This window comes from Micromonospora sp. NBRC 107095 (genome assembly GCF_030269705.1).
Taxonomy (GTDB): Bacteria; Actinomycetota; Actinomycetes; order Mycobacteriales; family Micromonosporaceae; genus Micromonospora; species Micromonospora parva.
Map to the genome: position 1 here is coordinate 81,875 of NZ_BSTU01000008.1, position 25,550 is coordinate 107,424.

21 protein-coding genes and 1 pseudogene are annotated in these 25,550 nt (G+C 72.9%); 14 read left to right on the forward strand and 8 right to left on the reverse strand.

Annotated features, from left to right (window positions below; all coding sequences use genetic code 11):
• Positions 1 to 165 precede the first annotated feature (165 nt).
• From pheS to argH, 9 genes and pseudogenes are all read left to right on the forward strand, one after another.
• Entirely contained in the window at positions 166 to 1,233 is a 1,068-nt protein-coding gene (gene pheS, locus QSK15_RS31425; RefSeq protein WP_285797665.1) for a phenylalanine--tRNA ligase subunit alpha, read from the forward strand.
• Between the two features lie 40 nt (positions 1,234 to 1,273).
• The gene (gene pheT / locus QSK15_RS31430; RefSeq protein WP_285797666.1) at positions 1,274 to 3,823 is read left to right on the forward strand and encodes a phenylalanine--tRNA ligase subunit beta; all 2,550 of its coding nucleotides are present in this window, start codon (positions 1,274 to 1,276) and stop codon (positions 3,821 to 3,823) included.
• A gap of 205 nt (positions 3,824 to 4,028) precedes the next feature.
• Entirely contained in the window at positions 4,029 to 5,030 is a 1,002-nt protein-coding gene (gene argC, locus QSK15_RS31435) for an N-acetyl-gamma-glutamyl-phosphate reductase (protein ID WP_285797667.1), read from the forward strand.
• Positions 5,027 to 6,199 (forward strand): bifunctional glutamate N-acetyltransferase/amino-acid acetyltransferase ArgJ, encoded by a 1,173-nt coding sequence (argJ, locus tag QSK15_RS31440; RefSeq protein WP_285797668.1) that lies wholly within the window; start codon positions 5,027 to 5,029, stop codon positions 6,197 to 6,199. The genes argC and argJ overlap by 4 nt, the downstream gene beginning before the upstream one ends.
• Positions 6,200 to 6,372: 173 nt before the next feature.
• The gene (gene argB / locus QSK15_RS31445; RefSeq protein WP_285797669.1) at positions 6,373 to 7,278 is read left to right on the forward strand and encodes an acetylglutamate kinase; all 906 of its coding nucleotides are present in this window, start codon (positions 6,373 to 6,375) and stop codon (positions 7,276 to 7,278) included.
• Positions 7,275 to 8,504 carry an acetylornithine transaminase gene (locus QSK15_RS31450; protein WP_285797670.1) on the forward strand — a complete coding sequence of 410 codons (1,230 nt, stop codon included), beginning with the start codon at positions 7,275 to 7,277 and terminating at the stop codon, positions 8,502 to 8,504. The genes argB and QSK15_RS31450 overlap by 4 nt, the downstream gene beginning before the upstream one ends.
• Positions 8,501 to 9,421 (forward strand): annotated as a pseudogene (gene argF / locus QSK15_RS31455) (ornithine carbamoyltransferase); the annotation flags it as partial. The gene QSK15_RS31450 and the pseudogene argF, both read left to right, overlap by 4 nt.
• Before the next feature lie 104 nt (positions 9,422 to 9,525).
• Complete coding sequence (locus tag QSK15_RS31460; protein WP_285797671.1) at positions 9,526 to 10,041, forward strand: arginine repressor; 516 nt, start codon at positions 9,526 to 9,528, stop codon at positions 10,039 to 10,041.
• 76 nt (positions 10,042 to 10,117) lie between these two features.
• Positions 10,118 to 11,581 carry an argininosuccinate lyase gene (gene argH / locus QSK15_RS31465; protein WP_285797672.1) on the forward strand — a complete coding sequence of 488 codons (1,464 nt, stop codon included), beginning with the start codon at positions 10,118 to 10,120 and terminating at the stop codon, positions 11,579 to 11,581.
• A gap of 44 nt (positions 11,582 to 11,625) precedes the next feature.
• Here argH and QSK15_RS31470 read toward each other — a convergent pair whose 3' ends face one another.
• Together QSK15_RS31470 and QSK15_RS31475 are read right to left on the reverse strand one after the other, a co-directional pair.
• The gene (locus tag QSK15_RS31470) at positions 11,626 to 11,979 is read right to left on the reverse strand and encodes an MmcQ/YjbR family DNA-binding protein (protein ID WP_285797673.1); all 354 of its coding nucleotides are present in this window, start codon (positions 11,977 to 11,979) and stop codon (positions 11,626 to 11,628) included.
• Positions 11,980 to 12,049: 70 nt separating this feature from the next.
• Positions 12,050 to 12,475 (reverse strand): DNA-binding protein, encoded by a 426-nt coding sequence (locus tag QSK15_RS31475; protein WP_285797674.1) that lies wholly within the window; start codon positions 12,473 to 12,475, stop codon positions 12,050 to 12,052.
• 150 nt (positions 12,476 to 12,625) lie between these two features.
• On the opposite strand from QSK15_RS31475, the gene QSK15_RS31480 reads away from it, so the two are divergent.
• From QSK15_RS31480 to QSK15_RS31500, 5 genes are all read left to right on the forward strand, one after another.
• Positions 12,626 to 13,267, forward strand: a complete 642-nt coding sequence (locus tag QSK15_RS31480) for a DNA-3-methyladenine glycosylase (protein ID WP_285797675.1) — start codon at positions 12,626 to 12,628, stop codon at positions 13,265 to 13,267.
• A gap of 88 nt (positions 13,268 to 13,355) precedes the next feature.
• Positions 13,356 to 14,441 carry a WD40/YVTN/BNR-like repeat-containing protein gene (locus QSK15_RS31485; protein WP_285797676.1) on the forward strand — a complete coding sequence of 362 codons (1,086 nt, stop codon included), beginning with the start codon at positions 13,356 to 13,358 and terminating at the stop codon, positions 14,439 to 14,441.
• Positions 14,442 to 14,443: 2 nt separating this feature from the next.
• Positions 14,444 to 14,719, forward strand: a complete 276-nt coding sequence (locus QSK15_RS31490) for a ubiquitin-like small modifier protein 1 (protein WP_030335746.1) — start codon at positions 14,444 to 14,446, stop codon at positions 14,717 to 14,719.
• Positions 14,720 to 14,883: 164 nt separating this feature from the next.
• Positions 14,884 to 16,026, forward strand: coding sequence for an LLM class flavin-dependent oxidoreductase (locus QSK15_RS31495; protein WP_285797677.1), 1,143 nt, complete (start codon positions 14,884 to 14,886; stop codon positions 16,024 to 16,026).
• Positions 16,023 to 16,658 (forward strand): FMN reductase, encoded by a 636-nt coding sequence (locus QSK15_RS31500; RefSeq protein WP_285797678.1) that lies wholly within the window; start codon positions 16,023 to 16,025, stop codon positions 16,656 to 16,658. Before QSK15_RS31495 ends, QSK15_RS31500 begins: the two co-directional genes overlap by 4 nt.
• Here the strand turns inward: QSK15_RS31500 and QSK15_RS31505 are convergent.
• The 6 genes from QSK15_RS31505 to QSK15_RS31530 all read right to left on the reverse strand — a co-directional run bounded on the left by QSK15_RS31505 (position 16,651) and on the right by QSK15_RS31530 (position 25,492).
• Entirely contained in the window at positions 16,651 to 17,529 is an 879-nt protein-coding gene (locus QSK15_RS31505; RefSeq protein ID WP_285797679.1) for a universal stress protein, read from the reverse strand. The two genes, QSK15_RS31500 and QSK15_RS31505, sit on opposite strands and share 8 nt — an antisense overlap.
• A 159-nt stretch (positions 17,530 to 17,688) precedes the next feature.
• A complete protein-coding gene (locus QSK15_RS31510; protein ID WP_285797680.1) occupies positions 17,689 to 18,579 on the reverse strand; it encodes a universal stress protein in 891 nt (296 codons plus the stop codon).
• A 54-nt stretch (positions 18,580 to 18,633) separates the two neighbouring features.
• Positions 18,634 to 21,249 carry a cation-translocating P-type ATPase gene (locus tag QSK15_RS31515; protein WP_285797681.1) on the reverse strand — a complete coding sequence of 872 codons (2,616 nt, stop codon included), beginning with the start codon at positions 21,247 to 21,249 and terminating at the stop codon, positions 18,634 to 18,636.
• 162 nt (positions 21,250 to 21,411) lie between these two features.
• Positions 21,412 to 22,128 carry a pyruvate formate-lyase-activating protein gene (gene pflA, locus QSK15_RS31520; protein ID WP_285797682.1) on the reverse strand — a complete coding sequence of 239 codons (717 nt, stop codon included), beginning with the start codon at positions 22,126 to 22,128 and terminating at the stop codon, positions 21,412 to 21,414.
• Between the two features lie 65 nt (positions 22,129 to 22,193).
• Entirely contained in the window at positions 22,194 to 24,485 is a 2,292-nt protein-coding gene (gene pflB, locus QSK15_RS31525) for a formate C-acetyltransferase (RefSeq protein ID WP_285797683.1), read from the reverse strand.
• Positions 24,482 to 25,492 (reverse strand): alcohol dehydrogenase catalytic domain-containing protein, encoded by a 1,011-nt coding sequence (locus QSK15_RS31530; RefSeq protein WP_285797684.1) that lies wholly within the window; start codon positions 25,490 to 25,492, stop codon positions 24,482 to 24,484. Before QSK15_RS31530 ends, pflB begins: the two co-directional genes overlap by 4 nt.
• Positions 25,493 to 25,550 lie beyond the last annotated feature (58 nt).

Sequence of the window (25,550 nt, forward strand, 5' to 3'; positions counted from 1 at the left end):
GCGACACGGCGTTCGTTTAGCCAGCCCGCCGGTGTCGGCGGGCGGCGGGCCTGACCTGCTCCCTGCGTAACTCCTACCGGCGGGCTGCGGCACAGCCGCGCGTCCGTAGACTCGCCTAGCCGCCCGTGGAGGGCTGGCGCCGCCGTGAGGGAGTGCCCGTACGCCATGAGCTACCGCAACGATCCGTACGACCCGAAGCAGGTCGCCCTGCTCGACCCCGCTGCCCTGGCCGAGGCCGTCGCGGACGCCACGAAGGCGTTCGAGGCCGCGGCCGACCCGGACGCGCTGGCCGCGCTGCGTTCGGTGCACCTGGGTGACCGGTCACCGGTCTCCCTTGCCCGCCGGGAGATCGGCGCGCTGCCGCCGGCCGCGAAGTCCGACGCCGGCAAGCGGGTCAACGAGGCCCGCCGGGCGATCGAGTCCGCGTACGCCGAGCGCGCCGAGGTGGTGGAGCGCGAGCAGGCCGAGCGGGTGCTGGTCGAGGAGCGGGTGGACGTCACGCTGCCCTACGACAGGCGTCCGCGCGGCGCTCGGCATCCACTGAGCACCCTGATGGAGTCGATCAGCGACCTTTTCGTCGGGATGGGCTACGAGGTGGCCGAGGGGCCCGAGGTCGACCTGGAGTGGGTCAACTTCGACGCGTTGAACATCCCCGCCGACCACCCGGCGCGTGGGTTGATGGACACGTTCCACATCGCGCCGGAGGGCTCCGGCCTGGTGCTCCGCACGCACACGTCGACGGTGCAGACCCGCACGATGCTCAGCCGCAAGCCGCCGATCTACGTGATCGTGCCGGGCCGTGTCTACCGCACCGACGAGATCGACGCCACCCACAGCCCGGTGTTCCACCAGGCCGAAGGTCTGGTCGTCGACAAGGGCATCACGATGGCGCACCTGCGGGGCACGCTCGACCACTTCGCCCGGGCGATGTTCGGCCCGGAGGCGAAGACCCGGTGGCGGCCGCACTACTTCCCGTTCACCGAGCCGTCGGCGGAGTTCGACGTGTGGTTCCCGGAGCACCGGGACGGCCCGCAGTGGGTCGAGTGGGGCGGCTGCGGCATGGTCAACCCGAGGGTGCTGCGCGCCTGCGGCGTCGACCCGGAGGTCTACTCCGGATTCGCCTTCGGCATGGGCATCGACCGGACCCTGATGGTCCGGCACGGGGTCAGCGACATCCGCCATCTCTTCGAGGGCGACGTGCGGTTCAGCCGCGCGCTCGGGACCGGGGCGTAGGCGATGCGGGTACGAGACACGGGAACGGTGGTCTGAAGTCATGCGAGTTTCTGTCAGTTGGCTGCGGGAGTACGTCGACCTCCCCGCCGACCTGCCCACCGCCGACCTGGAGCAGGCCCTGGTCGACCTCGGCATCGAGGTCGAGTCCGTGGTGGACCTGGCCGCGTCGGTCACCGGCCAGTTGGTCGTCGGTGAGGTCCGCGAGATCGAGGAGCTGACCGGTTTCAAGAAGCCGATCCGGTTCTGCCGGGTCGACGTGGGTGCCGCCAACGGCACCGGCGAGCCGCAGGAGATCGTCTGCGGGGCGCGCAACTTCGCCGTCGGTGACCGGGTCGTGGTGATCCTGCCCGGCGGCGTGCTGCCCGGCGGGTTCGCGATCGGCGCCCGCAAGACGTACGGGCACAACTCGGCGGGCATGATCTGCTCGGCCAAGGAGTTGGGCCTGGGCGACGACCACTCCGGCATCATCGTGCTGCCGCCGGACGCCGCCGCCAAGCCGGGCGACGACGCGCGCCCGGTGGTCGGCCTGGACGACGTCGTGCTCGACCTGGAGATCACCCCCGACCGGGGGTACGCGCTGAGCCTGCGCGGCCTGGCCCGGGAGCTGTCGCACGCGTTCGAGGTGCCGTTGCGTGACCCGGCGCTGGCGCCGGCACCGGGCGGCACCGAGACGCCCGCGTACCCGGTGGAGGTCCGTGACCCGGTCGGCTGCGACCGGTTCACCGCCCGCCTGGTCCGCGGGGTCGACCCGACCGCGCCCACCCCGTCCTGGATGCAGCAGCGGCTCGTCACCGCCGGCATCCGCAGCATCTCGCTGCCGGTGGACATCACCAACTACGTGATGTTGGAGCTGGGCCAGCCGATGCACGCGTTCGACGCCGACCGGATCGTCGGGCCGCTGGTGGTCCGCCGCGCCGAGGCGGGGGAGAAGCTCACCACCCTCGACGGCGTCAACCGGGTGCTCACCGCCGACGACATGGTGATCTGCGACGACACCGGGCCCATCTCGCTCGCGGCGGTGATGGGCGGCGAGACCAGTGAGGTCGTCACCGGCGGCACCACGAACGTGCTCTTCGAGGCGGCGCACTGGGACCCGGCGATGGTCGGGCGCACCGCCCGCCGGCACAAGCTGTTCAGCGAGGCCGCGAAGCGCTGGGAGCGAGGCGTCGACCCGGCCGTGGCGCTGGTCGCGCTGGAGCGTGCCGTGCGGCTGCTCACCGAGCACGGCGGGGGCACCCCGAGCGCGGAGATCCTGGACATCGACCACGTCCGGCCGCGTACCCCGATCAGCCTGCCGGCGGACCTGCCCACCCGGCGGGTCGGCGTCGAATACCCGCCGGCGCGGGTGGTCGCGCTGCTGGAGCGGGTCGGCTGCACTGTCGCGCAGGGCGCGGACCGGTTGTCCGAGGACCCGGGCACGGTCGGTGTGGCCAGCGGCGTGGGGACGGTGCTGAGCGTCACCCCGCCGACCTGGCGGCCCGACCTGACCGACCCGGCCGACCTGGTCGAGGAGGTGGTCCGCCTCGACGGGTACGACAAGGTGCCGTCGGTGCTGCCGAGCGCGCCCCCCGGTCGTGGTCTGACCCCACGGCAGCGTCGCCGCCGGGCGGTCGCCGACTCGCTGGCCGAGCGGGGGTACGTGGAGGTGCTCGCGCACCCGTTCGTGTCGCCGGAGCTGGCCGACCAGCTCGGCCTGCCGGCCGACGACCCTCGTCGGCCCGCGGTGCGGCTGGCCAACCCCCTGTCCGAGGAGGAGCCACTGCTGCGCACCACGCTGCTCGGCCCGCTGCTCGGCACCCTCAAGCGCAACCTTGGTCGGGGTCACCGCGACCTCGCCCTCTACGAGATCGGCGCGGTCTTCCACCCGCGCGTCGGCGCCGGCAGCCCTCCCGCGATGGGCGTGGACCGGCGGCCCACCGACGCGGAGTTCGCGGCCGCCGACGCGGTGGTGCCGGCGCAACCGGTGCATGTCGCGGTGGTGCTCAGCGGGGACATCGACCCGGCCGGCTGGTGGGGGCCGGGTCGGCCGGCCGGCTGGGCGGACGCCATCGAGGCGGCCCGGGACGTGCTGGCCGCCGCCGGGATCCCTGACGAGCGGGTCGAGGTGCGTGCCGCCGAGTACGCCCCGTGGCACCCGGGCCGCTGCGCCGAGCTGCGGGTCGACGGCGTGGTCGTCGGACACGCCGGCGAGCTGCACCCGGCGGTGGTCGCGGCGTTGGAGCTGCCCCGTCGCACCTGCGCGATGGAGCTGAACCTCGACACGCTGCCGCCGACCCCGGTGACGCCCGCGCCGACGGTCTCCGGTTTCCCGCCGGCGCTGATCGACGTGGCGTTGGTGGTGGACGACTCGGTGCCGGCGGAGCAGGTGCGCCGGGCGTTGGAGGCGGGCGCCGGCGAGCTGCTGGAGGACGTGCGGCTGTTCGACGTGTACTCCGGCGCGCAGCTGGGCGAGGGTCGCCGGTCGTTGGCGTACAAGCTGACCTTCCGGGCACCGGACCGGACGCTCACCGTCGAGGAGGCCGTCGCGGCACGCGACGCCGCGGTCGCGGTCGCGGCCGAGCGCCTCGGCGCGACCCTGCGCGGCGCCTGACGCGCGCTAGTCACTCCCGCTCCCACCCTCGCGATCTTGCCGTCTGTGTTGCCGATCAGCGCCCTTGGTCGGCTATCCGGGCGCAGTAAGTGCACGATCGCGAGGGTGGGGCAGGATCCCACATCATCATGCAGAGGGCTGTATTAACTTGCAGGAAACAGGTCACCCTTGTTAGCCTTCGCTGCATAGTCATGCGGAGGTGGGTATGGGGATTCGAGTCGCGGTCGCCGGAGCGAGCGGGTACGCCGGGGGTGAGCTGCTGCGCCTGATCGCCGGGCACCCGGAGTTCGACCTGGTCGCCGCCACCGCGCACAGCCAGGCCGGGCACCGTGTCGACGTGGTGCACCCGCAGCTCACCGGGCTCGACCTGGTGCTCGGCGCGACCGATCCGAGCACTCTGGCCGACGCGGACCTGGTCTTCCTGGCCCTGCCGCACGGTGAGTCGGCGGCCCTCGCGGCGCAACTGCCCTCCGAGGTGCGGATCGTCGACCTGGGCGCTGACCACCGGCTGGCCGACCCGTACGCCTGGGCGCAGTACTACGGCGGCACGCACGCCGGGCAGTGGACCTACGGGCTGCCCGAGCTGCCCGGCCAGCGGGAGCTGATCGCCGGTTCCACCCGGGTGGCGAACACCGGCTGCTACGCCGCAGCGATCACCCTGGCGCTCGCGCCGCTGATCGCCGACGGCGCGGCCAACCCCGCCGACGTGGTGGTGGTCGCCGCGTCCGGCACCTCCGGCGCCGGTCGGGCGGCCAAGCCGCACCTGCTGGCCAGCGAGGTGATGGGCGACCTGTCGCCGTACCGGGTGGGCACCCACCAGCACGTTCCGGAGATCAAGCAGGCCACCGGCGCGACGGGTCTGTCGTTCACCCCGGTGCTGGCGCCGATGCCGCGCGGCATCCTCGCCACTGTCACCGCGACGCCGGCACGTGGCGTCGACCCGCAGGAGGTGCTGGCTCGGGCGTACGCGGACGCGCCGTTCGTGCACGTGCTCCCGGAGGGCCGCTGGCCGCACACCGCCGCCACGCTGGGCTCCAACTCGTGTCACCTGCAGGCCACCGTCGATGTCGACTCGGGTCGTCTGATCGTGCTCAGCGCATTGGACAACCTGGGCAAGGGCGCTGCCGGTCAGGCCGTACAGAACGCCAATCTCATGCTCGGCCTGCCGGAGACGACGGGCCTGTCGATGTGGGGAGTCACCCCTTGAGTGTCACCACCCCTCGGGGGTTCCGGGCGGCGGGTGTGGCTGCCGGCCTCAAGGCCAGCGGCGGCGCGGACGTCGCCCTGGTTGTCAACGACGGCCCGGACGCCGGCGTGGCCGGTGTCTTCACCACGAACCGGGTCAAGGCCGCGCCGGTGCTCTGGACGCAGCAGGTCGTGCAGGGCGGTGTGGTCCGCGCGGTGGTGCTCAACTCCGGTGGCGCCAACGCCTGCACGGGCCCTGCGGGCTTCCAGGACACGCACGCCACCGCCGAGCACACCGCCGCCGCGTTGACCTCGGTGAGCCCACGGTTGATTCTCGGTGCCGGTGAGGTCGCGGTCTGCTCGACGGGCCTGATCGGTGAGCGACTGCCGATGCCGAAGCTGCTGCCGGGTGTCAGTTCGGCGATCCGTGGGCTGTCCCGCGACGGTGGCGTGGCCGCCGCCGAGGCGATCATGACCACGGACACCCGGTCGAAGACCACTGTGGCCCGGGGGAGCGGATGGACTGTCGGTGGCATGGCCAAGGGCGCGGGGATGCTCGCGCCGGGGATGGCCACCATGCTCTGCGTGTTGACCACCGACGCGGTGGCCGGCCCGGCGATGCTGGACGAGGCGTTGCGGGCGGCCACCCGGGTCACCTTCGACCGGGTCGACTCCGACGGTTGCATGTCCACCAATGACACGGTGCTGTTGCTGGCCAGCGGTGCGAGCGGCATCGAGCCGACGCCGGCCGAACTGGCCGCCGCGGTCACCGCGGCCTGTCACGACCTGGCCCAGCAGTTGGTGGCCGACGCCGAGGGCGCGACGAAGCAGGTCGCCATCGACGTGGTCGGCGCGGCGGACGAGGACGAGGCGGTCGAGGTGGGCCGTTCGGTGGCGCGCAACAACCTGGTCAAGACGGCGCTGTTCGGCAACGACCCCAACTGGGGTCGGATTCTGGCCGCCGTCGGCACCACCGCTGCCGCGTTCGAGCCGGACGAGGTGGACGTGGCGGTCAACGGGGTGTGGGTGTGCCGGGGCGGTGCCGCCGCCGAGGACCGTTCGAAGGTCGACCTGACCGGCCGGGACGTGACGATCCGGATCGACCTGCACGCGGGTACGTCGGCCGCCACCATCTGGACCAACGATCTGTCGCACGCGTACGTGCACGAGAACTCGGCGTACTCAACGTGAGCGCGAGGAACGCAGCGCAGCGGAGTCCCGCAGTCGTGAACGGAAGGCCAGCTTGGTGAGCGCGAGGAACGCAGCGCAGCGGAGTCCCGCAGTCGTGAACGGAAGGCCAGCTTGGTGAGCGCGAGGAACGCAGCGCAGCGGAGTCCCGCAGTCGCGAACGAAAGGCCGGCACCGTGAGTCTCAGTAGCGATCTGGCTCGTGCCCAGGTCAAGGCGGAGACGCTGATCGAGGCGCTGCCGTGGTTGGCGCGTTTCTCCGGCTCGACGGTCGTGGTCAAGTACGGCGGCAACGCGATGACCGATCCGGGTTTGCAGCAGGCGTTCGCGGCCGACATGGTTTTCCTGCGGTACGCGGGCCTGAAGCCCGTGGTGGTGCACGGCGGTGGTCCGCAGATCTCCGCCATGCTGGGTCGTCTCGGCATCGCCAGTGAGTTCCGGGGTGGTCTGCGGGTGACCACCGCCGAGGCGATGGACGTGGTCCGGATGGTGCTGGTCGGTCAGGTGGGCCGGGAGCTGGTGGGTTTGATCAACTCGCATGGTCCGTTCGCCGTCGGCCTGTCGGGGGAGGACGCCCGGTTGTTCACCGCGGTGCGCCGCCCGGCGTACGTGGACGGGCAGGCTGTGGACGTCGGCCAGGTCGGCGACGTCGAGTCGGTGGACGTGTCGGCGGTGACGGATCTGATCGACGCCGGCCGGATCCCGGTGATCTCGACGGTCGCGCCGGACGTCGACGGGGTGTTGCACAACCTCAACGCGGACACTGCCGCCGCCGCTCTGGCGATCGCGTTGCGGGCCCGCAAGCTCGTCGTGCTCACCGACGTGGCCGGTCTGTACGCCGACTGGCCGGACACCACCAGCCTGGTCTCCGAGATCGCCGCGGACGACCTGGCCAAGCTGCTGCCCACCCTGGAGTCGGGGATGGTGCCGAAGATGGAGGCCTGCCTGCGGGCGGTGCGTGGGGGAGTGCCCGCCGCGCACGTCGTCGACGGTCGGGTGGCGCACTCCACGTTGCTCGAGGTGTTCACCTCGGAAGGGTTCGGAACGATGGTGGTGCCGGAAGACGGGACGGACGCGACATGAGCACGTTGGCGCAGCGGTGGAAGCAGTCCATGATGGACAACTACGGCACGCCGCCGTTGGCGTTGGTCTCCGGCGCCGGTGCGGTGGTGGTCGACGACGCGGGCCGGGAGTACCTGGACCTGGTGGGTGGCATCGCTGTCAACGCTCTCGGTCACGCCCATCCGGCGGTGGTGGCGGCGGTGTCGAAGCAGATCGCGACCCTCGGGCACGTCTCCAACCTCTATGTGGCCGAGCCGCCGGTCGCCCTCGCCGAGTTGCTGTTGGCGCTCGCCGGCCGACCCGGGAGGGTCTTCTTCGCCAACTCGGGCGCGGAGGCGAACGAGGCGGCGTTCAAACTGTCCCGGCGCACCGGCCGCACCCAGGTGGTGGCCACCAGGGGTGGCTTCCACGGCCGCACCATGGGTGCTCTCGCGTTGACCGGCCAACCGGCGAAGGCCGATCCGTTCCGACCGTTGCCCGGCGAGGTGACCCACGTCGACTACGGCGATGTCGCCGCCCTCGACGCGGCCGTCTCCGACGCCACCGCCATGGTGATCCTGGAACCCGTCCAGGGTGAGAACGGCGTGCTCGTCCCGCCGGCCGGTTATCTCGCGGCGGCCCGGCGGATCACCGCCCGGCACGGCGCGTTGCTGGTCCTCGACGAGGTGCAGACCGGCATCGGGCGCACCGGGCACTGGTTCGCGCACCAGGCCGAGGGCGTGGAACCGGACGTGGTCACCCTGGCCAAGGGGCTGGGTGGCGGACTGCCCATCGGGGCGACGCTGGCCTTCGGCCCCGCCGCGGACCTGTTCACTCCCGGCTCGCACGGCACCACGTTCGGCGGCAACCCGGTCAGCTGCGCGGCGGCGCTCGCCGTGGTGGCGACCATCGCCAACGAGGGCCTGCTCGACAACGTCAAGCGGGTCGGTGAGCGGTTGCGTCGCGGCATCGAGGCGCTGGGCCACCCACTGATCGCCGGGGTGCGCGGCGCCGGTCTGCTGCTCGGCGTGGTGCTCACCGCGCCGGTGGCGCCGGTGCTGGCCGAGGCCCTGCGTGAGGCCGGCTTCCTGGTCAACCCGGTGCAGCCGGGTGTGGTCCGGTTGGCGCCGCCGCTGATCCTCACCGCCGCCCAGGCGGACACCTTCCTCGCGGCGCTGCCGGCCGCACTGGACGCGACCGCCCCGGCAGCGGCCGGCGCGGACACCGCACCAGCCACAGTGACCACCACGACGGGGACGACTCGATGACCCGGCACTTCCTGCGCGACGACGACCTTTCGCCCGCCGAACAGTCAGCGGTCCTCGACCTGGCGGCCCGGATGAAAGCGGACCGGTTCGGTCACCGGCCACTGGTCGGCCCCCGCTCGGTGGCGGTGCTGTTCGACAAGCAGAGCCTGCGGACCCGGATCTCGTTCGACGCCGGGATCGCCGAGCTGGGCGGGCACCCCCTCGTGGTGGACACGCAGGTCACCCACTTCGGGCGGGGTGAGTCCCTCGCGGACGCGGGGCGCGTGCTGTCCCGCTACGTCGCGGCGATCGTGCTGCGGACCCACGGTGACGAGCGGATCGCCGAGGTGGCGGCGGGGGCCAGCGTGCCGGTGGTCAACGCGCTCACCGACGGTTTCCACCCGTGCCAGTTGCTGGCCGACCTGCTCACCGTCCGGGAGCGGTGCGGTGGCACGGCTGGTCGCACCCTGGCGTACGTGGGGGACGGCGCGAACAACATGGCGCAGTCGTACCTGCTGGCCGGGGCGACGGCCGGGATGCACGTGCGGGTCGCCGGCCCGGCCGGTTTCGCGCCCGACCCGGCAGTCGTGGACCAGGCGGCGCGGATCGCCGCCGAGACCGGCGGGTCGGTGCGGGTGCTGACCGACCCGGTCCAGGCGGTACGCGACGCCGACGTGTTGGCCACCGACACCTGGACGTCGATGGGGCAGGAGTCCGACGGGTTGGACCGGATCACGCCGTTCCTGCCGTACCAGGTGAACAAGGAGTTGCTCGGCCAGGCCGCGCCGGACGCGATCGTGCTGCACTGCCTGCCGGCGCACCGCGGCGAGGAGATCACCGACGAGGTGCTCGACGGCCCGCAGAGCGCGGTCTTCGACCAGGCGGAGAACCGGCTGCACGCCCAGAAGGCGCTGCTGACGTTCCTGCTGGACGCCGCGACGGGCGGCACCGCGACGGGCGGCACCGCGACGGGCGGCACCGCGACGGGCGGCACCGCGACCGGTGACACCGCGACGGGTGGCACTGGCACCGGGGGTGCGCGATGACCGCGCCGTTGACGCGTGCGGCCCGGCACGCCCGGATCGTGGAGCTGATCCGCGACCGGGCGATCCGGTCGCAGACCGAGCTGGCCGACCTGCTCGCCGCCGACGGCGTGGGCGTCACCCAGGCCACCCTGTCGCGGGACCTGGAGGAGTTGGGCGCGGTCAAGGTGCGCGGCGGCGACGGTCCGGCCGTCTACCTGATCCCCGAGGACGGCCAGCGACCGTTGCGCGACGCCGAGGCCGCGCCGGCCCGGCTGGTACGGCTGCTGCGCGAACTGCTCAACGGGGTCGACTCCAGCGGCAACATCGCCGTGCTGCGGACCCCGCCGGGCGCGGCCCAGTACCTGGCCAGCGCGTTGGACCGGGCGGGTCTGCCGGAGATCGTCGGCACCATCGCCGGCGACGACACCATCCTCGTCGTGGCCCGTGAGGCCGTCGGAGGGGCCGCGCTCGGGGACAAGCTCGCCGGCTGGGCCCGCCGCGACGACACCATCGACGGGCCCGCCGCCTCATGACGCGGCTGAGCGTGACGAGTGACCGGGCACGGCGAGTGAGCCCCGCAGTCGCGGGCGAAAGGCAACCAGAGCAATGATGGGCGACGTGGACGACAAGAGCCTGACCGAGAACAGTGCCGCCACCAACCGGACGAGCCTCTGGGGTGGCCGGTTCGCCGGCGGCCCCGCCGAGGCGCTCGCCCGACTGTCGGTGAGCGTGCAGTTCGACTGGCGCCTGGCCCCGTACGACATCGCTGGCTCCCGGGCGCACGCCCGGGTCCTCGCCGGCGCCGGCCTGCTCGACCCCGAGGAGCTGGGCCGGATGCTGGCCGCGCTGGACGACCTGGAGGCCGCCTGCGCCTCCGGGGCGTTCCGGCCCACCATCGACGACGAGGATGTGCACACCGCGCTGGAGCGTGGCCTGCTGGAGCGCCTCGGCAGCCTCGGTGGCAAGCTGCGCGCCGGCCGGTCCCGCAACGACCAGGTCGCCACCGACCTGCGGCTCTACCTGCGGGACCACGCCCGGGGCGTGGCCAGCCGGCTGGTCGAGCTGGCGGAGGCCCTCGTCGAGCAGGCCGAGCGGCACGTCGACACCGCCGCGCCGGGCATGACCCACCTCCAGCACGCCCAGCCGGTCACCTTCGGGCACTGGCTGCTGGCGCACGTGCAGCCGCTGCTGCGCGACCTGGAGCGGCTGCGCGACTGGGACCACCGGGCGGCGATCAGCCCGCTCGGCGCGGGTGCGCTGGCCGGTTCCGGGCTGCCGTTGGATCCGGTGGCGGTAGCCAAGGAGCTGGGTTTCCGGACGTCGTTCGCCAACTCGATGGACGCGGTCGCCGACCGGGACTTCGTGGCCGAGTTCCTCTTCACCACCGCGATGATCGGGGTGCACCTGTCCCGCCTCGGCGAAGAGGTGGTGCTCTGGACCTCGCACGAGTTCGGCTGGGTGGAGCTGGACGACTCGTTCGCCACCGGCTCGTCGATCATGCCGCAGAAGAAGAACGCGGACATCGCCGAGCTGGCCCGGGGCAAGTCCGGGCGGCTGGTCGGCGGTCTGATGACAGTGCTGACCATGCTCAAGGGCCTGCCGATGACCTACGACCGGGACATGCAGGAGGACAAGGAGCCGGCCTTCGACGCGGTCGACACCCTGGAGCTGCTGCTTCCGGCCCTCGCGGGAATGATCTCCACGATGACGGTCCGGGTGGACCGCCTCGTCGCCGCCGCCCCGGTCGGTTTCTCCCTCGCCACCGAGGTCGCCGACTGGCTGGTCCGACGCAACGTGCCGTTCCGGGACGCGCACGAGATCACCGGTCAGCTGGTGGCGCTCTGCGCGGCTCGGGAGTGCGAGCTGAACGATGTCTCCGACGAGGACCTGGCCACGATCAGCGGGCACCTCGACCCGTCGGTGCGCGACGTGCTCTCGGTCCGTTCGGCTCTCGCGGCCCGGACCACCCCCGGGTCCACCGGTCCCGGCCCGGTCGCCGACCAGCTCGCCGCCGCGGCGGACCGGCTGGCCAGTTGGCGGGAGTGGGCCGCCGAGCGGGTCGTTCCGCGCTGAGCGGTGCCGTGGCGTCGGCGTCGGCCGCCGGCGCCACGGCTGGTTCAGGCCGTCGGGCGCTCCCGCTTGGGGAGCTTTGCCACCACCATGTCGTACGACGAGTCGACCGCCTCGGTCAGCTCCTCGTCACCGATCCCGCCGTCCAGGCGCAGCGTGTTCCACCCGGACCGGCCGATGTAGGCCATCACGCTGGCATCGCCGGGGTGTCGGTGCAGCCACTCGTCGGCCACCTCCCGGGTCGGCCCGCACTTGATGCCGACCGTCGGTTTGCCCCCGGCGCTGCCGAGGAACGCGAAGATCCGGCTGCCCACCTTCACCACCTCGTCGCCCTCCCACGGCTGGTCCAACCATGCTCCCGGCTTGGCCAGGCAGTACGCCAGCATGTCCGCGCGCTCCATGGGTGCCTCCTCGTCGTGGGACAGTGTGCCCGCCCGACCGCCGTCGTAGTCGCGGCCCGCCGATCCGTCGTCAGGTGGTCTGCTCGGACGAGCGGGCGGCGACCCGCTCGTAGCGCTGTCGGGCCGCCTGCGCGCTGCCCAGCCCCAACCCGTACGCGATCGCCTGCCAGGTCATCCCTCGGTCGCGGGCCAGCGTCAACAGGCCTGCTTCCAGGGCGTCCAGCTCGGCGCGGACGTGGGGCAGCAGGGTCAGCGCGGCGGTCAGGTCGGCGGCGTCCACCGGCTCCTCCGTCGGTTCGCGTTCGGCCCCGCCGGCGGCCAGCGCGGTGACCAGGGCGACCGCCTCCCACGGGTCCAGCACGTACGGGTGGGCCCAGCGGCCCCGCTGGGTGTCGGTGCCGGCGTGCCGCTCGCTGATCCGCTGCAACGCCTCGTGGGTGCGGTGGGCGCGGGCGCGGGCCGGGTGGGGCGCGGTGAACGGATCGTCCGTCGTCATACCCCGAGCACACACCCTCAACGCTCGGTTGTCAACAGAATGTTCAAGTCTTGGCGCGGGTCCGCTTGCGGGCGTCCCCCATCGGCCGGCCCCCGGGGCGCGGATCGCCCGCTCGGCTGCCGGGTCGGCGGGATGGGTACCGTCGGGGACATGCCCCTGTCGTCCGGTGACCGCACCAGCGAGCCCGACCTGGCGGCCCTGGCTGACCTGCTCGCCGGTCCCCTGCTGCCGGCGGCGCGCGGGCTGCTGGGCTGTCGGCTGCACGCCGGCGGGGTCACCGTCCGGATCACGGAGGTCGAGGCGTACGCGGGAACCGGCGGCGATCCCGCCTCGCACGCCCACCGGGGCCGCACCCCACGCAACGCCGTGATGTTCGGCCCCGCCGGGTACGCCTACGTCTACTTCACCTACGGGATGCACTGGTGCGTCAACGTGGTCACCGGGGTGGAGGGGACGGCCACCGCCGTGCTGCTGCGCGCCGGTGAGGTGGTCGACGGGCTGGCCACCGCACGGGAGCGCCGGCCGGCCATCCGGCGGGACGTGGACCTGGCCCGGGGGCCCGCCCGGCTCTGCTCCGCGCTCGGCATCGACCGCGAGGCGTACGGGGCGTACCTGCTCGGCGACGGCCCGGTCCGGCTGCGGCCGCCGGCCGGGCCGGTGCCGCAGGAGGCGGTGGCGGCGGGTCCCCGGGTGGGCGTGACCGGCGCGCACGACCTGCCCTGGCGGTTCTGGCTGGACGGCGATCCCACGGTCAGCGCGTACCGCCGCCACGTGCCCCGCGTCCGGCGCTGAGCGCGCCTGGCGGCGTGTGAGCGGCGAAGTCTGTCAGTGGGTGTGGCCATAATCACCGGACCTGCTCACCGACGGTACGGAGGACGCCATGACAACGCTGCTCGCGATCGGCACGGCAAAGGGGTTGTTTCTCGCCACCAGCGCCGACGACCGGCGCAGTTGGGAGATCACCGGTCCACACTTTCCGATGACCGGTGTCTACGCGGTGGCTATCGACACCCGCCGCTCCACCCCGCGACTGCTCGCCGGCATGACCAGCTCACACTTCGGCCCGAGTGTCGCCAGCAGCGACGACCTCGGTGCCTCCTGGGACGAGCCCGACCAGGCGCCGGTCGCGTTCCCGGCCGACACCGGCGTCTCCCTCGGGCGGGTCTGGCAGTTGATGCCGGCGGGCCCCGACGAGCCGGACGTGGTCTGGGCCGGCACGGAGCCCTCGGCGTTGTTCAAGTCCACCGACGGTGGCCGCAGCTTCGAGCTGGTCCGTTCCCTCTGGGACCACCCGCACCGTCCGCAGTGGGAGGCCGGCTTCGGCGGTCAGGCCGTGCACACGGTGCTGCCTCACCCGCGTGACAGGGCTCGGCTGCTGGTCGCCATGTCCACCGGTGGGGTCTACCGCTCGGAGGACGGCGGGGCGAGTTGGACGCCGGGCAACACCGGCATCCGCGCCTACTTCATGCCCGACGAGTGGCCGGAGTTCGGCCAGTGCGTGCACAAGGTCGCCCGGGACGCCGGCAACCCCGAGCGGCTGTACGCGCAGAACCACCACGGCGTCTACCGTTCCGACGACGACGGCCGCACCTGGTCCTCGATCGCCGACGGGCTGCCCAGCGACTTCGGCTTCCCGATGGTGGCCCACCCGGGGCGCGCCGGCACGGTGTGGACCTTCCCGCTGGTGGCCGACGGGGAGCGGTTCCCGACCGATCACCGCTGCCGGGTGTTCCGCTCCGCCGACGCCGGCGGCAAGTGGGAGCCGCTGTCGGTCGGGCTGCCCGAGGGGCCGTTCTATCCGGCGGTGCTGCGCGACGCGATGTGCGCCGATGACGCCAGCCCTGGCGGGGTCTACTTCGGCACCCGCTCCGGCTCGGTCTTCGCCAGCCGCGACGAGGGTGACTCCTGGTCGACGGTCGCGGCGCATCTGCCCGACGTGCTCTGCGTTCGCGCCGCGGAGGTCTGAGCGTGGTCACCGTGCTGCTGCCCGGCCCGCTGCGCGGCGAGGCCGGAGGTGCGAGTCGGCTGAGCGTCACCGCCGCCGGGACGCTGCGGGCGGTCCTCGACGAAATGGCCGTCGCACACCCCCGGCTGGCTCGGCGCATCCGCGACGAGCGTGGCGAGCTGCGCCGCTACGTCAACGTCTTCGTCGACGGGGAGGACTGCCGGCACTCCGGCGGTCTGGCCACCCCGGTCAGCGACGGCGCGGAGGTGCAGGTGTTGCCCTCGGTCGCGGGCGGCTGACCGCGCCGGCACCGACGGGCGGTGTCGACCTGGATGTCGGGTTGCGGCGAGTGACCGGCGCCACTGCGGGGCGTCCCGCCCACGGAATAGTTGCGTTGTCAAATAAGTTGTGGCCTGCGTCCGGGTACCACGACGGCACCCGGTTGACACGCGAGGAGCTGGTCATGCAGTTCGGAATCTTCACCGTCGGTGACGTCACTGTCGATCCGACCACCGGTCGGGAGCCGACCGAGCATGAGCGGATCAAGGCGATGGTCGCGATCGCGTTGAAGGCCGAGGAAGTCGGCCTGGACGTCTTCGCCACCGGCGAGCACCACAACCCGCCGTTCGTGCCGTCGTCACCGACCACCATGCTCGGCTACATCGCGGCGCGTACCGAACGGCTGCTGCTGTCCACCGCCACCACGCTGATCACCACCAACGACCCGGTGAAGATCGCCGAGGACTACGCGATGCTCCAGCACTTGTCCGGTGGCCGGGTGGACCTCATGATGGGCCGCGGCAACACCGGCCCGGTCTACCCGTGGTTCGGCAAGGACATCCGCGCCGGCATCCCCCTGGCCATCGAGAACTACGACCTGCTGCACCGGCTGTGGCGCGAGGACGTGGTCGACTGGAAGGGCAAGTACCGCACCCCGTTGCAGTCGTTCACCTCGACGCCGCGCCCGCTCGACGGCGTGCCCCCGTTCGTCTGGCACGGCTCGATCCGCAGCCCGGAGATCGCCGAGCAGGCCGCCTACTACGGTGACGGTTTCTTCGCCAACCACATCTTCTGGCCCAAGGAGCACACCCAGCGGATGATCGGGCTGTACCGCCAGCGGTTCGCGCACTACGGCCACGGCTCCGCCGACCAGGCGATCGTCGGCCTCGGCGGGCAGGTGTTCATGCGCCGCAACTCGCAGGACGCGGTCCGGGAGTTCCGGCCCTACTTCGACAACGCCCCGGTCTACGGGCACGGGCCGTCGTTGGAGGAGTTCACCCGGGAGACCCCGCTGACCGTGGGCAGCCCGCAGCAGGTCATCGACCGCACGCTCGGCTTCCGCGAGTACGTCGGTGACTACCAGCGGCAGCTGTTCCTGATGGACCACGCGGGTCTGCCGCTGAAGACCGTGCTGGAGCAGCTCGACCTGCTCGGCGAGGAGGTCGTGCCGGTGCTGCGCAAGGAGTTCGACTCGCTGCGTCCGGCGCACGTGCCGGCCGCGCCGACGCACGCCTCGCTGGTCGCCGCCGCCGGCGGCGCCAAGGACAGCACCGTGCACGCCGTCGACGACGTGACCGGCAAGGCGCCGGAGGGGGCGGCCCGATGACCCGCCGCAGCCTGGCCGTCATCTCGGCGGGGCTGAGCCAGCCCTCGTCGACCCGGCTGCTCGCCGACCAGCTCGCCGCGGCCACCCGCGACGAGTTGGTCCGGCGCGGCTCCGAGGTGCAGCTGCACGTCGTCGACCTGCGCGAGTACGCCCACGACGTGGTGAACAACATGCTCACCGGGTTCGCGCCCGCGGCGCTGCGCGAGGTCATCGACACGGTGACCGGGGCGGACGGGATCATCGCCGTCACCCCGATCTTCAGCGCCTCGTACAACGGGCTGTTCAAGTCCTTCTTCGACGTGCTGGATGCCGAGTCGCTGATCGACCGGCCGGTGCTGATCGGCGCCACCGGCGGCACCGCCCGACACTCCCTCGCTCTGGAGCACGCCGTCCGCCCGATGTTCGCCTACCTCCGGTCGGTGGTGGTCCCGACCGCGGTCTTCGCCGCCCCGGAGGACTGGTCCGACGGCACCGCCGACGGCGCGCTGCGCGCGCGAATCCGACGCGCCGCCGGGGAGTTGGCCGACCAGATCGAGCGCCGGCCACCGGCCACCGGGCCGGCCGACCCGTTCGCCCTCACCACCGACTTCCTGCAGATGCTCGGCCGGGGCGACAGCCCGACGGTCAGCTGACCGGGTGGGCGACCAGCACCGGGCAGTGCGCGTGCTGGATCGCCGCCTGACTCACCGACCCGAGCAGCAGACCGGCGAACCCGGCCCGGCCCCGGGTGCCCACGACCAGCAGCGCCGCCGCGCCGCTGGCTTCGATGAGCCCCTGGGCCGCGCCGGCCGCCCGGACCGGATGCTCCCGCACCACCAGATCGGGATGCCGGGCGCGCACCACGGCGGAGGCGTCGGCCAGCAGCCACACCGCCTCGGCCTGGTGCGCGGCCTGCGACTCCTCGATCTCCTCCGGCACCGTCCGGCCGCCGTCCGTGGCAACGACGTGCACCAGCACCAGCGGCACGTCCCGCAGCGCCGCCTCGTCGGCGCCGACGCTCACGGCGAGGTCTGACGACTCGGACCCGTCGACGCCGACCAGCACCGGACCGTCCACTGGGATCGGCTGCTCGTCCGGGCGGACCACCAGCACCGGGCAGTGCGCGTGCGCGGCCACCTGCGCGCCGACCGAGCCGAGGAGCAGCCCGGCGAACCCGCCGCGGCCACGGCTGCCCACCACGACCAGCTCCGCCCGGCGGGACTCCTCGATCAGGGTGGCGCCCGGGCCCCCGGCGACCTGACGCGCCTCGACGGCGAGGCCGGGCCACCGCTCGCCCAGCTCGGCCGCGGTGCGCTCCATCATCTTCTGCGCCTCCTCGGAGGGCGCCGGCACGCCGATCTCGTACGGGTTGAGCGGCACGCCGTAGCCGAACGGATGCAGGTAGCCGTGCACCAGCAGCAGCGGCCGGGACCGGAGCTGCGCGGCCCGGGCCGCGTGCTCGGCGGCGGCGAGGCTGGACGGCGATCCGTCCACACCCACCACGACAGGTCGGTTCATCGGCACTCCCTGGGTCGGTCAGGTCATTGTCGGCGTTACCCGGCCGCCGCGCCGTCGAACGCGCCGGCCCGGGCCGAGCGACCGCCTCCGCCTGAGCCTGAGCCGGCGTCGGAGTCGCCTGAGCCGGCGTCGGGGCACCGGTGCGCGCCGCCGGGCCATCCGGTGTCAGCCCTGCCGGGCCTCGCGGCGACGCCGGACGACCACCACCGGGCTGTGCGCGTGATGCAGCACCGCGTGGCTCACCGAGCCGAGCAGCATGCCGGCCAGCGCGCCCCGACCGCGCGCCCCGACCACGGTGAGCTGCGCGGCGGCCGACTCCTCGACGAGGATCTTCGCCGGTCCGCCGTACGTGACGCGGCGCCGCACCGGCACGTCCGGGTATCGCTCGCACCAGCCGGCGAGGGCTTCGGCGAGCACCCGCTCCTCCTCGGCGGCGAGCGCTTCCACGTCGTACGCCACCGGCAGGAGGTCGCTCGGCGGGACCGGCATGATCCAGGCGTGCACGGCGACCAGTTCGGTGCCCCGCAACGAGGCCTCGTCGAAGGCGAAACCCAGTGCCTCGTCGGACCGGGGCGAGCCGTCCACCCCGACCAGGACCGGCCCGTCGGCGCGGGCCTCACCCTTGACGACGAGCACCGGGCAGTCGGCGTGGGCGGAGACCTGCACCGCGACCGAGCCCATCAGCAGTCCGCCGAAACCGCCCAGGCCCCGGCTTCCGAGCACCAGCAGTGCCGCGTCCCGGGCCTCGGCCAGGAGCACCGGCGTGGCCGCGCCGTCGACCACCGCGCCGGTGACGGCGACGTCCGGCATCACCTTGCCGGCCTCGGTCACCGCCTCGGCGACCACCTGCTCGGCCTGTCGGCGAAGCCCGGCGTGCAGGGGAGCGCCCGGTGCCGGCGCGAGCGACACGTCGTAGAGCGGCCAGATGAACGCGTGCACCACCCGCAGCGGGCGGCCTCGCGTCCCGGCTTCCCGGGCGGCGACCCGCACCGCCTCCAGCGCGGATGTCGAACCGTCCACGGCCACCACCACGGGGGCACCGGATCTGCTGGTCATCACGTCCTCCTTCGTTGCGTCCGTCTTCATCCTCGTCGCGCGCCGGCCCGACGGTCAGGGGCGGACGGTAAGGGGGCGGCGGCCGTTGGTCCCGTCCTCGCCCCGGTCGGTGTCGGTGGCCGACGATCGGGTCAACCGCAGCACCAGCCCCGGCAGTACGCTGACCGCCGCGCAGGCCAGCAGCACGCTCGGTGCCAGCGGTTCGGTGCCGAGCAGGTCCCGCAGCGGAGCGAGCAGCACCCCACCGACCTGCAGCAGCGCCGACACCGCGACCGCGACGAGCAGGCCGGGGTTCCCGCTTCGCGTGCCCGCCGGCCGGGGTGCCCGGACGGCCAGCGCCACACCGAGTTGGGCGAGCCCGAGCACCACGAAGACCACCGACTGCCAGGGCAGCTCCCGGTGGGCGGCGAACACCCCGGCGCCGAGCACGACGGCGGCGATCAGCGCACCGGTGAGCAGGACGTCGCGACCGAGCCCGGCGCCGAGCACCGATTCCTGCGGTGAGCGAGGTGCTCGGCGCAGTGTCCCGGGCTCGGCCGGCTCCGCGCCGAGTGCCACCCCGGGGACCCCGTGGGTCAGCAGGTTGATCCAGAGGATCTGGGCGGGCAGCAGCGGTACGGGCAGACCGAACAGCGGACCGATCAGCATCACCAGGATCTCCGCCACCCCACCGGAGAGGGCGTACCGCAGGAACCTGCGGATGTTGTCGTAGATGCGCCGACCCTCGCCGATCGCGTTGGCCACTGTGCTCAGTTCGTCGTCGACGAGCACCAGGTCGGCCGCCTGCCGAGCGACCTCGGTGCCGCCTCCCATGGCCACCCCGATGTCGGCGCGGCGCAGCGCTGGCGCGTCGTTGACCCCGTCGCCGGTCATCGCCACCACCTCGCCGCGGGCCTGCAGACCGGCGATGATGTCGAGCTTCTGCTGCGGCTGGGTCCGGGCGAAGATCCGGGTGTCCGGGTGCGCCGCCTGGTCGTCGTCGCCGTTGGCGAGGGGGTCGCCGGCGCGCCAGAGGCCGAGACGACCACCGATCGCGGTAGCGGTGGCCGGGTGGTCTCCGGTGATCAGCAGCAGCCGTACCCCGGCGGTGTCGAAGCTGTCCGCGACCCGCGGCGCGCCCTCGCGCAGCGGGTCGCCCACGGCGACCAGTCCCACCGGCCGCAACCCGGTGGGGGAGGCGGGGTCGGGCACGGTCTCCACCAGGGCGGCGGCGACGGCGAGCACCCGCAACCCTTCGGTGGCCAGCCGGTGGGCGGTGCTCGTCAGTTCGGCGATCTCCTCGTCGGTGGCGTCGAGCAGCGGTGCGCCGAGGACACTTTCCGGGGCGCCCTTGCAGACCACCAGGTAGCGCTGGTCACAGGAGCGGTGCACGGTGACCATCCGGCGCTGCGCCTGGTCGAAGGGATGCTCGGTGACCCGGGGCCAGGCCGCGCGGGTGGCCTGCGGGTCGAGGCCACAGCGGGCGGCGAAGGCGACGAGCGCCGCTTCGAGCGGGTCACCCACCGCGCCCCACTCGGGTCGCTCGTCGTCCGGCGGCGACAGCGCGGCGTCGTTGCAGAGCAGCCCGGCCCGCGCCAGTTGGCGCAGCCCGTCCGGTACGGCCACCGCCTGCCCGTCCCGGTGCACGGTGCCGGTCGGGGCGTACCCGCTGCCGGTGACCCCGTACCGGGTGCCGTCGCCGGTGACCGCCTGCTGCACCGCCATCCGCCCCTCGGTGAGGGTGCCGGTCTTGTCGGAAGCGATCACCGTGACCGAGCCGAGAGTCTCGACCGCGTGCAGTTGACGGGGGATGGCGTGCGCGGCAGCCATCCGACGCGCGCCCAGTGCCAGGGCCAGTGTCACCACCGCCGGGAGTGACTCGGGCACCGCGGCGACCACCAGGCTCACCGCTGTGATCGCCATGTCGACAACGGGCCGGCCGCCGACCACCCCGATGGCGAATACCAACCCGGACACCGCCACCGCGACCAGGCCGAGCACCCGACCCAGGGCGGAGAGTCGGCGTTGCAGCGGAGTGCCGGTCGGCCGGGTGCCCGCGACCAGGGCGCTGATCCGACCGAGGGCGCTCGCGGCTCCCGTGCGCAGCACGGTGCCGGACGCCCGGCCGATGGTGACGACCGTCCCGGCCAGCGCCTCCTCACCGGCGACACGTCCGACCGTCACCGACTCGCCGGTCAGTGCGGACTCGTCCAGGTGCAACCGGCTCGCCTCGATCAGTGACAGGTCGGCCGGGACGACGTCGCCCGCCTCGACCCGGACCAGGTCACCCCGCACGATGTCGGCGGCGGGCACGACCAGTTCCCGGCCGTCGCGGACCACCCGTGCGGTGGGCGCGGCGAGTTGGTCCAGCGCGGCGATGGCGCGGTCGGCGCGTACCTCCTGCACCACGCCGATCACGGTGTTCACCAGGACGACCAGGAAGATCACCGCCGTGTCCGGGTAGTCGCCGAGCGCCGCGGTGATGGCCGCCGCCGCGAGCAGCAACGCCACCAACGGGTCGGTGAGCTGGTGCAGGACCCGTGCGGTCACCGGCTGGCGCGGTGGCGGAGCGACGGTGTTGGGGCCGGTGGCGCGCAGACGGGCGGCTGCCTCGACCGCGTCGAGCCCCACCGACACGTCCCGGTCGACGTGGTCCACCAGGATCCCGTCCCGTCCGCCGATCGTCGTCACCAGTGACCTCCCCGTCTCGCGGCGTGTCGTCGGCACGCCGTCCCGTCCCACCATCGGACCGTGCGATCGCGCCGGGCAGAGGCGTTGCGCCCGTGCGGCCCGGGACCAACGGCCCTCGCACCGCGTACCCGGGAGGGGTCGGGTGGGGTCTGGCAGGCCGCCTCAGTAGACGGCCAGCCCTCGTTCGGCGAACTGCCCGCGCACCCGGGCCAGCAGCTCGGGGTCGGGCGGCTCGGTGGCGGCCAGGGGGAAGGTGAGACCCAGCTCGGCGTACTTGTGCGCGCCGAGCCGGTGGAACGGCAACACCTCGATGCGCTGCACGGTGGCCAGCCCGGCGGCGAAGGCCGCGACTCCCGCGACGTTCTCCACCGCGTCGGTCAGGCCGGGCACCAGCACGAACCGGATCCAGATGGGTGTGCCCCGCTCGGCCAGCCGACGCCCGAAGCGCACCGTCGGCGCGACCGACCCGGTCCGGGTGACCACTCGGTACGTCGCGGGGTCCCACGACTTGACGTCCAGCAGCACGAGATCGGTGGCGTCCAGGAGGGCGTCGTCGGCGCGTATCCCGAGGAACCCCGACGTGTCCAGCGCGGTGTGCAGACCGAGGTCGTGGCAGCGGCGCAGCACGTCGCCGGTGAACCGGGGTTGTGACAGCGGCTCGCCGCCGCTGAGGGTCACCCCGCCACCGGCGACGGTGATGAACCGTCGGTACCGCTCGATCTCGGCCAGCACCTCGTCGACCGTGCGGGTCCGGCCGCTGCGCCGGTACCACGTGTCCGGGCTGTGGCAGTAGCGGCAGCGCAGTGGGCAGCCGGCGAGGAACGCCACGAAGCGGACGCCGGGCCCGTCCACCCCCACCGAGATGTCCCAGGAGTGCACGCTCCCGACGGTCGGCACGTCGGTCCGCCCGGGCCGGCACCCGGGCGGCGGCACCGGCCGGGCGGTCACAGCGACCCGTGGAAGGTACGCGACACCACGTCGCGCTGCTGCTCGGGCGTGAGCCGGACGAAGTTCACCGCGTACCCGGAGACTCGCACGGTCAACTGCGGGTAGCGCTCCGGGTGCGCCATCGCGTCGACGAGGGTGGCCCGGTCCAGGACGTTGACGTTGAGGTGGAACCCACCGGCGTCGGTGTACCCGTCGAGCACCCCGGCCAGGTTGTCGATGCGCTCCTGGCGGGTACGCCCCAACCCGTCCGGGGTGACCGTTCCGGTCAGCGAGATCCCGTCGCGGGCGGCGTCGTACGGCAGCTTCGCCACCGACAGCGCCGCCGCGACCAGGCCGTGGGTGTCGCGTCCGTTCATCGGGTTCGCGCCCGGCGCGAACGGTTCGCCGGCCCGCCGGCCGTCCGGGGTGTTGCCGGTGTGCTTGCCGTACACCACGTTCGAGGTGATGGTGAGCACCGACATGGTCAGCTCGGCGTCGCGGTAGGTGCGCTGCTGGCGCAGCTTCGCCGCGAACGCCTCGGTCAGCCACACCGCGATGGAGTCGGCCCGGTCGTCGTTGTTGCCGTACGTCGGGGGTTCGCCCTCGACGACGTAGTCGACCGCGAGGCCGGTGGCGTCGCGCAGCACCCTCACCCGGCCGTAGCGGATCGCGGCGAGGCTGTCCACCGCCACCGACAGCCCGGCGATGCCGGTGGCCATGAACCGGTGCGCCGGATGGTCGTGCAACGCCATCTCCAACCGCTCGTACGCGTACCGGTCGTGCTGGTGGTGGATCACGTTCAGGGCGTCGACGTACGTCTCGGCGAGCCAGTCCAGCGTCCGGTCGTACGCGGCCAGCACGGTGTCGTAGTCGAGGAACTCGCCGTCCAGCGCTGCTGTGGGCGGGGCGACCTGTTCGCCGGTCAGCTCGTCCCGACCGCCGTTGATCGCGTAGAGCAGCGCCTTGGCCAGGTTCGCCCGCGCCCCGAAGAACTGCATGTCCCGGCCGACGCGCAGGGCCGACACGCAGCAGGCGATGGCGGTGTCGTCGTCGTACGCCGGGCGGATCAGCTCGTCGTTCTCGTACTGGATGGCACTGGTGTCCAACGACACCTGCGCGCAGAAGCGCTTGAACCCGGCGGGCAGCCGAGGTGACCAGAGGACGGTCAGGTTGGGCTCCGGGGCCGGGCCCAGGTTGTAGAGGGTCTGCAGGTAGCGGAAGCTGGTGCGGGTGACCAGCGGCCGTCCGTCCGCGCCCATTCCGCCGAGTGCCTCGGTGACCCAGGTGGGGTCGCCGGAGAAGAGTTCGTCGTACTCGGGGGTCCGTAGGAAGCGGATGATCCGCAGCTTGATCACGAAGTCGTCGATCAGCTCCTGGGCGGCCATCTCGGTCAGCCGCCCCTCGGCGAGGTCCCGCCGCAGGTAGACGTCGAGGAAGGTGGCGGTGCGCCCGAGCGACATCGCCGCGCCGTTCTGTTCCTTGGTGGCGGCGAGATACGCGAAGTACAACCACTGGATGGCCTCCCGGCCGGTCGTGGCCGGCCCGGAGATGTCGTAGCCGTAACTCGCGGCCATCCGCCTCAGCTCGTCCAGGGCGCGGATCTGCTCGGCCACCTCCTCCCGGTCGCGGATCACGTCGTCGGTCGACGGCCGGTCGTCGAGGGACGCCCGGATCGTCCGGCGTTCGGCGATCAGCTGGTCCACGCCGTACAACGCCACCCGGCGGTAGTCGCCGATGATCCTTCCGCGCCCGTACGCGTCGGGCAGCCCGGTGATGACGTGGGAGCGCCGCGCGGCCAGCACGTCGGCCGGGTACGCGTCGAAGACCGCGTCGTTGTGCGTCTTGCGGTAGCTGGTGAAGATCCGGTGCACGGACGGGTCGGGCTGGTACCCGTACGCCCGCAGTGCGGTCTCCACCATCCGCAGTCCGCCGTTCGGCATGATGGCCCGGCGTAGTGGCGCGTCGGTCTGCAGGCCGACGATGAGTTCCCGGTCCCGGTCGATCCAGCCCGGGGTGTGCGCGGTGATCGTCGACGGGGTGGTGGTGTCGATGTCGAAGACCCCCCGTCGGCGTTCCTCGACGAAGAGCGCGGCCAGCGCGCCCCAGACCTCCAGGGTGCGGCAGGTCGGCCCGGTGAGGAAGCTGCCGTCGCCGGTGTACGGCTCGTGGTTGGCGCGGATGAAGTCGGCGACGTCGACGGTGTCCTGCCACCTGCCGTGGGTGAAACCACGCCAGGGCGCGCGGGGTGCGGTGTCGACGACGGCTGCTTTCGCGCGGGCGCTCGGGGGTGACGGTCGGACGGTGGTCATGGCTGCAGGACCAGACGGGCGGTGACCCGGCCGGCGAGGACGTCCTCGATCGCCGTGTTGATCTCGTCGAGCTTGCGGGTCTCGTAGGCGACTCGGGTGCGACCGGCGGCGTGCAGCCGGAAGACCTCGGCCAGGTCGGCGCGGGTGCCGACGATCGAGCCGACCACCGTGATCCCCTTGAGCACCGTCTCGAAGACCGGCAGGTTGATGGTGTTCTCCTTGGGCAGGGACACCAGCACGAGCCGCCCGCCGCGACGCAGGCACCGGTGCGCCTGCTCGATCACGGTCGGGTTCGCGGCGAGGACGATCGCCACGTCGGCCCCACCGAGGCGGGTGATCGCGTCGACCGGGTCGACCTGGCCGGCGTTCACGGTGTGTGTGGCGCCGAGCGCGGTGGCCAGGGCGAGCTTCTCGGCCGTGACGTCGACGGTGATCGTCTCGCCGCCGAAGAGCTGCGCGTACTGCTGCGCGAGATGGCCGAGACCGCCGATACCGAAGATCGCCACCCGGTCGCCGGGGCGCACCCCGGCCACCTTCACGGCCTTGTAGGTGGTGACCCCGGCGCAGGTCAACGGTGCCGCCTCGAACGGATCCACCCCCTCGGGCACCCGCACCGCGTAGCGGGCGGCGGCGACCGCGTACTCCGCGTGCGCGCCGTCGATGCTGTAGCCGGTGTTGCGCTGCGACTCGCAGAGGGTCTCCCAGCCGGTCACGCAGTAGGAGCAGGTGCCACAGGCCCAGCCGAGCCAGGGCAGGGCCACCCGGTCGCCGACGGCGTGTTCGGTGACGCCGGGACCGACCCGTTCCACGATGCCGACGCCCTCGTGGCCGGGCACGAACGGCGGGTTCGGTCGGACCGGCCAGTCCCCGCGAGCGGCGTGGATGTCGGTGTGGCACAGCCCGCTCGCCTCGATCCGGACCAGCAGCTCGCCGGGTCCGGGCTCCGGTACGGGCAGGTCGAACATCTCCAGTGGACGGTCGAACGCGGTGACGACGGTTGCGCGCATCGGGGACCTCCTGGCTCGTTTCTCCGCTTCCATAACCAGCGTGGGCTGCGGTGCCGGG

Bases quoted from the DNA above. Each gene is read 5' to 3' on its own strand.
- pheS (WP_285797665.1), top strand. From the start codon at position 166: ATGAGCTACCGCAACGATCCGTACGACCCGAAGCAGGTCGCCCTGCTC.
- pheT (WP_285797666.1), top strand. From the start codon at position 1,274: ATGCGAGTTTCTGTCAGTTGGCTGCGGGAGTACGTCGACCTCCCCGCC.
- argC (WP_285797667.1), top strand. From the start codon at position 4,029: ATGGGGATTCGAGTCGCGGTCGCCGGAGCGAGCGGGTACGCCGGGGGT.
- QSK15_RS31450 (WP_285797670.1), top strand. From the start codon at position 7,275: ATGAGCACGTTGGCGCAGCGGTGGAAGCAGTCCATGATGGACAACTAC.
- QSK15_RS31460 (WP_285797671.1), top strand. From the start codon at position 9,526: ATGACCGCGCCGTTGACGCGTGCGGCCCGGCACGCCCGGATCGTGGAG.
- argH (WP_285797672.1), top strand. From the start codon at position 10,118: ATGGGCGACGTGGACGACAAGAGCCTGACCGAGAACAGTGCCGCCACC.
- QSK15_RS31470 (WP_285797673.1), bottom strand. From the start codon at position 11,979: ATGGAGCGCGCGGACATGCTGGCGTACTGCCTGGCCAAGCCGGGAGCA.
- QSK15_RS31475 (WP_285797674.1), bottom strand. From the start codon at position 12,475: ATGACGACGGACGATCCGTTCACCGCGCCCCACCCGGCCCGCGCCCGC.
- QSK15_RS31480 (WP_285797675.1), top strand. From the start codon at position 12,626: ATGCCCCTGTCGTCCGGTGACCGCACCAGCGAGCCCGACCTGGCGGCC.
- QSK15_RS31485 (WP_285797676.1), top strand. From the start codon at position 13,356: ATGACAACGCTGCTCGCGATCGGCACGGCAAAGGGGTTGTTTCTCGCC.
- QSK15_RS31495 (WP_285797677.1), top strand. From the start codon at position 14,884: ATGCAGTTCGGAATCTTCACCGTCGGTGACGTCACTGTCGATCCGACC.
- QSK15_RS31500 (WP_285797678.1), top strand. From the start codon at position 16,023: ATGACCCGCCGCAGCCTGGCCGTCATCTCGGCGGGGCTGAGCCAGCCC.
- QSK15_RS31510 (WP_285797680.1), bottom strand. From the start codon at position 18,579: ATGACCAGCAGATCCGGTGCCCCCGTGGTGGTGGCCGTGGACGGTTCG.
- pflB (WP_285797683.1), bottom strand. From the start codon at position 24,485: ATGACCACCGTCCGACCGTCACCCCCGAGCGCCCGCGCGAAAGCAGCC.
- QSK15_RS31530 (WP_285797684.1), bottom strand. From the start codon at position 25,492: ATGCGCGCAACCGTCGTCACCGCGTTCGACCGTCCACTGGAGATGTTC.